Origin of the sequence: Sphaerisporangium melleum, assembly GCF_014646695.1 — a bacterium.
GTDB lineage: Bacteria > Actinomycetota > Actinomycetes > Streptosporangiales > Streptosporangiaceae > Sphaerisporangium > Sphaerisporangium melleum.
In genome coordinates this window covers 340,309-349,473 of record NZ_BMNT01000001.1, presented here as the reverse complement: position 1 = coordinate 349,473, position 9,165 = coordinate 340,309, and the positions used below count along the sequence as shown (strand labels likewise).

Below are 9,165 nucleotides of genomic sequence, written 5' to 3'. Positions count from 1 at the left end.
CAACGGAAGCCTTCAGGTATACGGGGAAGCCACGCTGGACCGCGCCGTCACCGTCGGCGGCAGACTCACGGCGAACGACGACTGCGACGTCAACGGGCGGCTATCCGCCAACAACGACTTCAGCGTCTCCTACGGCGGCACCGAGAAGATCACCACGGTCGGCGAATCCGGCCTGTCAGTAGAGGGTGACTTCAGGGTCTCCGATCACGGCACCGAGAAGATCACCACATACGGCTACAACGGCCTATGCGTAGATGGCGACCTCACCGTCAGGGGCGGGATTCGTAACTAGGCAGGGTCCCGGACTGGCGCAGGATCCAACGGATATGCCTCTTACCTGCGCTTATGCTGAGGTCAAGATTGATAGGCCGGACCGGAGCCCTGTCTGCCCATGCAGGCCGGCGGCATATCGTACGGCCTGCGGCTCCTCGTCCAGCCGGATACCGTCGTGCGGTGACACTCCGGAAAGTGGTGCGAAGAAATTCGGGAGGGGGTGTCGGATCGGGGCGGTGGTCTTCGTAGCAGAGGTGAGGCCGCCCGCGAGGGGCGGCGCCGAGGCGAAGGAACCACGATCATGAAGCTGACGACCGTGACACAGGTCACCATCGACGGAGTGATGCAGGGAAACGGCGGTGCGTCGGACGAGGACCGCAGGAACGGGTTCGAGCGCGGCGGCTGGGCCCTGGGCAAGGGGGACGACGAGACCCACGCGTTCATCAACCAGACCTACCAGCGCGCCGAGGCGTTCCTGTTCGGCCGGCGGACCTACGAGCTGTTCGCCGGCTCGTGGGGGACCTGGCCGGAAGAGGACGTCCCCGGCTGGGAGCCCGTCAGGCGGGCATTGAACACACGGCCCAAGTACGTGGTATCGACCACGCTCACCGATCCCGGATGGCCGGGCACCACCGTCCTGTCCGGAGACCTCGCGGCCGCCGTCCGAGAGCTGAAGGCCAAGCCCGGCGGTGAGCTGCAGGTGCACGGCAGTGGCATCCTGACCCGGTGGCTGCTGGAGAACGATCTGGTCGACGAGATGATCCTGATGGTGGTCCCGGTGATCCTCGGCCAGGGCGCGAGACTGTTCCCGGAGACCGGCCCGGACCTCGCGCTGGACCTGGTCGAGTCGCGGGTCGACTCCAAGGGCGTCATGATCCAGGTCCACCGGCCGGCCGGGCGCCCGCGGTACGCGACGGCCTGAAGTCCCAGCCACCGAACCACGCCGTTTGGACACAGGAGACGATTTCAGATGCGGTACCTGGTATCCGTGATCGATGACAAGAGCGATCCCGGCAGCACCGACAGGCAGCCCGCCATCAGCGCGTTCAACGAACGACTGATCGCCGAGGGCTACTGGGTCTTCTCGGGCGGACTCGCGGACACCGATGCGGCCACGGTCGTCGACAACCGGGGCGAGCAGACGGTGTTCAGCGACGGGCCTTTCGTGGAGTCGAAGGAGTACCTCGCCGGCGTCTGGGTGTGGGAGGCCCCCGATCTGGATGTGGCGCTCAAGCTCGCCGCCGAGGCGTCGAAGATCTGCGATCGGAAGATCGAGGTGCGGCCGTTCCAGTGAGCGAGCTCGATGAGGCGATCACCCGGGCCCACCATGAGGAGTGGGCGCGGGTGGTGGCCGCCCTGACCAGGCGCTTCGGTGACCTCGACATCGCCGAGGAGGCGGCGGCCGAGGCGTTCACGACCGCCGTCGAGCGGTGGCCGGCCGACGGCGTGCCGCCCAACCCCGGTGCCTGGCTGACCACCACCGCCAACCGCAAGGCCATCGACCGGATCAGGCGCGAGAACAAACGCGACGACAAGCACAAGGAGGCCCAGATGCTGCACGACGACACCCCAGCCGAGCCGCTGGGCGCCATCGAGGACGACCGGCTCCGGCTGATCTTCACCTGCTGTCACCCGGCGCTGGCGACCGAAGCGCGCGTGGCGTTGACGCTGCGCATGGTCGGCGGTCTGACCGTGCCCGAGATCGCCCGCGCCTTCCTGGTGCAGAGAGCCACCATGGAGCAGCGCATCACCCGCGCGAAGGCCAAGATCAAAGCGGCGCGTATCCCCTACCGGGTGCCGTCCGCCGACGATCTGCCGGCTCGGGTCTCCGGCGTCCTGGCCGTCCTGTTCCTCGTCTTCAACGAGGGCTACCTGGCCAGCGGTCCTGACACCGATCCCGTACGCCAGGATCTGACCACCGAGGCGATCCGGCTCACCCGGTTGATCCGCGCGCTCCTGCCGCAGGACGGCGAAGTGGCCGGGCTGCTGGCCCTGATGCTGCTCACCGAGGCCCGCCGCCGCTCCCGGGTCTCGGCCGGCGGCGAACTGGTCCCCCTGGCCGAGCAGGACCGCGGCGCCTGGGACGCGGCACTGATCGCCGAAGGTCATCGGCTGGTGCGTGAGCGCCTGGCCGCCGCCGCTGCCGGGGTCGCTCCGGGGCGGTACCAGATCCTCGCGGCGATCAACGCGGTGCACACCTCCGCCCGCGACATCCGCGACACCGACTGGTCGCAGGTCCTCGCCCTCTACGACCAGCTCGTCCGCCTCGACCCCTCGCCGATCGTCGCCCTCAACCGGGCCGTCGCCGTGGCCGAGCTCGACGGGCCGGAGGTGGCACTGGCCATCGTCGACCGCCTCGCCGAGGCGCTGGCCGGCTATCACGCCTACCACGCCACCCGCGCCGACCTGCTGCGCCGGCTGGGCCGGAGTGAGCAGTCACGCGCGGCCTACGACCAGGCCATCGAGCTGGCCGGCAACACCGGCGAGACCGCCTACCTCACCCGCCGCCGCGCCCAGCTGCGCTAGCCCCCGCCTCCGAAGATCGCCCCCTGTCCCGGAACGCCGTACCGCCGGCACGTCCACCCGCGGGCCGACCCCGCAGGGCACCGGGTCGCGGGGCCGGAGAGACGCGGCCTGTCGTCGACCGGCCGCGCCCCCCGCGGTAGCGCTCTGCGGGCGAGCCGGGAGCCGCTGAGGTGCGCCGTGGTGGGTGCGGTCGCGCCCACGGGTTCCGCATCCTCGCGTCACGGCCCAGTGGCCGCGAAACAATGACGTAACACCGGATGGCCTGCGGTGGCTTTTCCGTACCTTTCCCGGTGACCGATATTCCGCCCGTCCGAAATGCGTTCTGGTGTGGTGGACAGCAACCTCTCACCCTCATGGAATGTGCTGGTTCGAAAATGGACGGACAGTGACATTGCCTGGTCGGGCGAGTGATGGCGCTGGTCATCGAGCAGGGAAGCGGTGATCGGCATCGGATCTCCGTTTCTCGGAGATTCGTCGCCGCTCCCGCCGGATGGACGATATCGCCGGCCGTGCTTATGGTGTTGATCGTCACCGATATCGCCCGCTCCGGTGGGTGAGAATGGGAGTGCAGATGGCCACCAACGAACCGCTCCGCCTCGATCTGGACTCGCTCGACGTGATGACGGTCGAGCTCCCCGGCGAAGATCTCGTGCAGGCCCTAGGCATGGGTCTCGGCAACACCGAAGTAGGCGCCTCGGGCCTCACCGGGCGTACGAGCTGGCTCATCTGAGCCCGCCCTGACATGGTCTCGACGCGTCGTGGCCTGCCGGGACGCGTCGAGATCGACGCGGGCCGCCGCACGGTCGACGCGACCGTGGTCGCCAGGGTCGCCGCGCTGCCGGTGGCGGCGCTCGCGGAGCTGAGATGCCCGGCCACATGGCGAAGCGTCCAGGACATCCTGGCGGTGCGCAGCCGGCTGGCCGCCGAGGGCCGGCGGCTCGCGGACGAGCTGGAACCGGTGATCGGAGCGGCCGGGCCGGGCCCCGCCCGGCCTGCGCTGGTGGCGTTGCGGCGTGCGCTGTACAACGCCCGGCGGCCCGCGGCCCGCGCCTGGCCGGTGGACGTCGGTCCCGCACTCGGCCCGCGCGTCGCGGACTGGCTCGCCGACCTCGATCGGCATGACACGCTCGTCCGGCGGTTGCCGGACCTGCTCGACGAGGAACGCCGGAGCACCTACGAGGCGCTGCGCCGCTGGGCCGGCACCGACGCCTTCGGCCAGGGCGTGCTCCAGGCGGGGCCCGCGATGTCCGCCGCGCTGCGCCAGTGGCTGGACGGGCCGCCCGGCGGCGTCCCGCCGCGCCAGGTCGCCCTCCGGCTCACCCGGTACCTCGCCCGCGTCGTGGCCAAGACCAGCCCGCACGCGACCTTCATGATGGCCGCGCTCGGCCGGTGGAGCGACGACGGCGCGCCGGTCCGCTGGGACGGGCCCTGGGCGTGGCGGAGCGCGGTCGAGCCGAACGTGCCCCTGCTGCTGCGGCTGCTCACCGACCTGGCCCGCGCCGACGACGGGCTCGCGGACCTCTTCGAGGTCAGGCCCAACCCGAGTCTCCACGAGGACGACGGCCGCCTGTGGTACGTGACCGGCCAGGAGGACGCGTACACCGGCATCGCCGCGTCCGAACCGCTCCGCCGGCTGGTGTGCCCGACCTGCGATGATCTGCGCGCCCGGGCCGGGGGCGCGCTCGGCCGGCTGGTCGAGCTGGGAGTGCTGGAACTCCACCCGCCGGTCGCCGCCCAGGCCGCCGCACACTTGGCCGAGCTGACCGAGCGGCTCGGCACCCATCCGGTGGGCAAGGCGCTGTCCGCCGCGCAGGAGGCGCTCGCCCGGTACCCGGACGCGGCCCGCGTGCCCGAACGCGAGGCGCTGCGGCGGACGGTACGGTCCGCGTTCACCGCGCTGGCCGGCGACGATCCCGATCGCCTGCCGGATCGCAACCTGTTCCACGAGAACGCCGTGGTCACCACACCCGGCCCGCGGCTGGGCCTGGCCGCCTGGCGTCCCGCCCTCGGCGACCTGCACGCGATCACCGACTTCGCGGCGGTCTTCGACCGGGACGGCGTCGCCCGGCTGCTCGCCGCCGACCTGTTCGCCGAGTGGTTCGGCGCCGGCGCGCAGGTGCCGTTCGGCCGGTTCCACCGGACGCTCGCGGAGCGCACCCACCGGGCCGTACCCGGAACTCCTGCCGGTGAGCTGCACGCGCTCATGTACCCGTGGCAGGACCCGCGCCCGCCCGGCCCGGCGCCCGCCGTGCCGCGGCTCGACAAACTCCGGCAGGCCCGGACGGCGGCGCTGGCCGCGGTGCGCGGCCTGCTGCCCGACCCCTCAGACCCGCTCACCATCGACCCGGCGGTGCTGGCCGATATCGCCGCCGGTCGCCCCGCGTTCGTCCGTCCGGTGGGCTCGCTGTCCTGCTTCGTGCAGACGAGCGGCCCGCCGGACGCCACGCCGGTCCGGCTGGTGCTCAACGGTCTCGGCCCGGGGTACGGCGCGATGCGCAGCCGCGTGCACCGCCTGCTGCGGGTCGCCGGAGTTCCCGCCGGTGACAACCGCCCGGCCGGGACCGGACGCGGCACGCCGGTGGAGATCAGCGGGTTGTTCGGCAGCAACGTCAACCTGCGTTCCCCGGTGGCCGCTCGGGAGATCGGCTATCCGGGGGTGGCACCGAGCCGACGTAGGACGACCACGCCGGCAGGCGGCCCGACCGGCGCGGCATCGGCGAGCCGGGCCACGTTCGACCTGCGGGACCTGGCCGTCCGGCACGAGCCCGGCGCTCTCGTCCTGGAGCACGCCGGGGACGGCATCCCGCTCATGCCCGTGTACACCGGGATGGTCGCGCCCATGCTGCTGCCGCGTACGGCACGCCTGCTGCTCCAGCTCTTCGGTGACCTGCCCAGCCCGGTGACGGAGCTCGCGTCGGTCTTCTCCCGGCCGCCGGAGTCGGTGCCGGCCCGCGTCGTGCGTACCGGCCGGGTGTCGGTCGGCCGGGTCACCGTGGCGCGCGCCGCCTGGTACGTCCCGGTGCGCGACATCCCGCGCCGGGGCAAGGGCGACTCCGCCGCGGCGCACCTGCTCGCTCTCGCGGCCTGGTTCGCCGAACACGCCCTGCCGGAACGGTGCTTCGTCTCCTCGGCCGACCCCGGGGCGCCGGTCCGCGAACGGCTGCGCCTGGCGCGACTCGCCAAACCGACCTATCTCGATCTGGCCGACCCCGCGCTGGTCACGCTGTTCGACCGCGGGCTGGACACCAGCGGGCCGGTGGTCGTCTTCCGTGAGCTGCTCCCGGACTTCGAGGCGGCGACCGCCCTCGGAATGGACGGCGGCCGGCACGTGACCGAGTACGTGGTCGAGGTGAACCATGACTGACCGCTGGGTCTCGCTGCACGCCTTCCACCGGTCCGGTACCGACCTGCTGCTCGGCACGGCCGTCGGCGGCCTGGTGCGGGAGCTGGACGCACGGCTCGACCGGTTCTTCTTCCTGCGCTACTGGGAGGGCGGCCCGCACCTGCGGCTCCGCCTGCTGCCGCGCGACCCCGGCGACGCCGCGATGATCGAGAAGCGCGCCACGGCCGTGCTGGAAGCGCACCTCGCAGCGCATCCGACGATGGCCACGTGGGACCGCGAACGCTACGCGCTGCTCGCCGAGGAGTTCGCCCGGCAGGAGGGCCTGGCCGGGTACGACCGACGGCTGCGGGCCGACGACCAGGTGGAGGCCGTCGCCTACCGGCCCGAATACGCGACGTTCGGCGGCCCGGAGGCGGTCGCCGCCGTCGAACGGCACTTCACCGACTCCAGCCGGATCGCGCTGGCCATCTTGCGCGGCGAGCACGACCACCGGCGGCGCCTCGGCCACGCGCTGGCCGCGATGATGCTCGCCTTCATGGCCTGGGAACCCGACCCGCGCCGCCTGGGCCCGCTGCTGGCCCGGGAACGCGACCGCTGGGACCCGGCACCGGCCCGCGCCCGGCAGCAGGAGATCTTCGCGAAACAACGTGAAGCCCTCACCGCCCAAGCCGAACGATGCCGCCACATCGCCACCCGCCCACCCTCGTCCAACACCCCCGTCCCCGCCGCCCATGCCGCTTCATCGGACGGCCCGGCCCCCGTAGGTGGCCCAGGCTCGTCCGGCGGTCCGACCTTCACCATCCGCTCGGCCTCGTCCGACGACCCCGTCCGCGCCACCTCATCGGACGGCCCGGCCCCCGTAGGTGGCCCAGGCTCGTCCGGCGATCCGGCCTTCACCATCCGCTCGGCCTCGTCCGATGGCCCCGCTCTCGCCGCCTTGCCCGGCAGCCTTGCCCCTGCCGGCAGGGTGCTCCAGGGTGCGGGCGAAGCCCGGGATCCGCTCGGCGCGTGGTGGAACTCGATCGACACCCTGCACCGGCGTCTTGTCGCCCTCCAGCAGGCCGGCCGCTTCCATCCGCTCCGCAGGAAGAAGGCGTCACCCATCCCCGGCCCGGTCGATGCCGGTCCCCCGGCGGACGAGGACCGCTACGACGTCCTGACCGTGCTCGACCGGTGCGTCCACCTGTTCTGCAACCGGCTCGGCCTGTCGATCGCCGAAGAAGCGCACCTGCGCTACCTGACCGCCGTCACCCTGGACGGGGCGGCGGGGAAAGAGGGAACCTCGTGAGCGACCGCACCTGGCGCGGCATCCAGATCCGGTACTACGACCAGGACAAGGACGGCCTCATCCTGGACTGCGTCCGCCCGCTGTTCGGGCGCCTGGACGGCCTCATCCACCAGCCGTACCTCGTCCGCCACTGGCGCCAAGGGCCGCACCTGCGGCTCAACTTCCGGGCGACCCCGCAGGACTGGGAACGCGAGATCCTCCCCATCGCCACCGAAACGATCACCGGTTACCTGCGCGAACACCCCTCCACCACCCGGTTGGACGAGCACGAGCACCTCGCCGCCCACCGTCTGCTGGCCGTACGGGAACACGAGACCGGACCGCTGCAGCCGTGGTACCCGGACAACTCCGTGCAGACCGAGCCGTACGACGACCGGCTGCGCATCTTCGGCGGCCGGCCGCTGGCGAATCTGATCGACACCGCCGCCGCGGAGAGCACCCGGCTCGCCTTCGGCACCCTCGACCAGGTCCGCCGGGGCGAGCTCGCGCTGTTCGCCGTCGCCATCGACCTCATGGTCGCCGTGGCGCACGTCAGCGTCCCGCCGATCGGCCGCGGCTACATGTCCTACCGCTCGCACGTCGAAGCGGCAGCCTCGTGCTGCGAGGACCGGGACGCGGTCCTGGCCGCCTTCGAGGCCAGGTATCGCCGCAACGCCCGGCAGATGCGCGCGACGGTGGCCGGCGTGGTCGCGTCGATCGACGCGGGCGACCCGGCGCCGCACGTACGCGACTGGATCGCCTTCACCCGCCGGCACAAGGAGATCGCCCTCCCGCTGCTGGCCGGCAAGGAGATCGACCTCGACTTCCCCGACCAGCCGGTGCTCCACCGCCACCAGGTGGACTACTTCGACGTGCTGCTGTCCACCGACCGGTTCCGCACCGAGGTCCTGGAGTCGGACTGGTTCCTCGCCCACCGCCTCGCGGTCAACCTGCTCTACGCGCACCTGGCCCGCCTCGGCGTCACCGCCCTCCAGCGCCACCTGTTCTGCTACCTCATCGCCTCCGCGGTCGAAGAGGAGTACGGCGTCTCCCCCCTGCAAAAGGCCCACGCCTACCTCAACGACTGCCCCTCGGCCTCCCGGTCCGCCCGTTGAGTGCTCGTTTCGGCGCCGCGTCGGTGGGACGGTGTATGGCGACAGTCGGCGCCGATCTACGGTGGGGAGCCGGTGAACCTTGGAGGTTGGCCTGCGCCTACCTCCTCGGTGGTCGACTCCCGGCCATCTCCTCCCGGGCCGGTGTCTGCCAGGCGGGTGGGTGAGGTTCGTGGCTGTGACTGTTCGCCTCGCCGGGTGGCCTCCCTGGTCCGCCCGATGGGTGCATTTGTCAGCGCCGCGTCGGTGGGGTTCGTCTTCGTCGGGTGGCTTGGCCTCGTCCGTTCGTTGGGTACTGATTTCGGCGCCGCGTCGGTGGGACGGTGTACGGCGACCGCCGGCGCCGATCTACGGTGGGGAGCCGGTGAACCTTGGAGGTTGGCCTGCGCCTACCTCCTCGGTGGTCGACTCCCGGCCATCTCCTCCCGGGCCGGTGTCTGCCGGGCGGGTGGGTGAATTTCGTGGCTGTGATCGCTCGCCTCGCCGAGTTGCCTCCCCGGTCCGCCCGATGGGTGCATCTGTCAGCGCCGCGTCGGCGGGACGGTGTACGGCGACCGTCGGCGCCGTCTTACGGCGAAGACCCGGCGAACCGTCCCGTTCGCCGCACTACGTTCCGGCGTCCGGGGCCGGGCGGTCGAGGGGGC

8 protein-coding genes are annotated in these 9,165 nt (G+C 71.9%); all 8 read left to right on the top strand.

Annotated features, from left to right (window positions below):
- The coding region (locus IEY93_RS01870; RefSeq protein WP_229690771.1) for a hypothetical protein at positions 1-292 on the top strand (292 nt) is incomplete at its 5' end.
- 282 nt (positions 293-574) lie between these two features.
- Positions 575-1,195 carry a dihydrofolate reductase family protein gene (locus IEY93_RS01865; protein ID WP_189161142.1) on the top strand — a complete coding sequence of 207 codons (621 nt, stop codon included), beginning with the start codon at positions 575-577 and terminating at the stop codon, positions 1,193-1,195.
- A gap of 48 nt (positions 1,196-1,243) precedes the next feature.
- Positions 1,244-1,567, top strand: coding sequence for a YciI family protein (locus IEY93_RS01860; protein ID WP_189161141.1), 324 nt, complete (start codon positions 1,244-1,246; stop codon positions 1,565-1,567).
- Entirely contained in the window at positions 1,564-2,799 is a 1,236-nt protein-coding gene (locus IEY93_RS01855) for an RNA polymerase sigma factor (RefSeq protein ID WP_189161140.1), read from the top strand. Before IEY93_RS01860 ends, IEY93_RS01855 begins: the two co-directional genes overlap by 4 nt.
- Before the next feature lie 571 nt (positions 2,800-3,370).
- A complete protein-coding gene (locus tag IEY93_RS01850; RefSeq protein ID WP_189161139.1) occupies positions 3,371-3,529 on the top strand; it encodes a hypothetical protein in 159 nt (52 codons plus the stop codon).
- Positions 3,530-3,541: 12 nt separating this feature from the next.
- On the top strand, positions 3,542-6,163 hold the full coding sequence (locus IEY93_RS01845; RefSeq protein WP_189161138.1) for a lantibiotic dehydratase family protein: 2,622 nt from the start codon (positions 3,542-3,544) through the stop codon (positions 6,161-6,163).
- Positions 6,156-7,430: a lantibiotic dehydratase C-terminal domain-containing protein gene (locus IEY93_RS01840; protein WP_189161137.1), complete on the top strand. Its 1,275-nt coding sequence runs from the start codon at positions 6,156-6,158 to the stop codon at positions 7,428-7,430. Before IEY93_RS01845 ends, IEY93_RS01840 begins: the two co-directional genes overlap by 8 nt.
- Complete coding sequence (locus tag IEY93_RS01835; RefSeq protein ID WP_189161136.1) at positions 7,427-8,524, top strand: thiopeptide maturation pyridine synthase; 1,098 nt, start codon at positions 7,427-7,429, stop codon at positions 8,522-8,524. The genes IEY93_RS01840 and IEY93_RS01835 overlap by 4 nt, the downstream gene beginning before the upstream one ends.
- Positions 8,525-9,165: the final 641 nt, after the last annotated feature.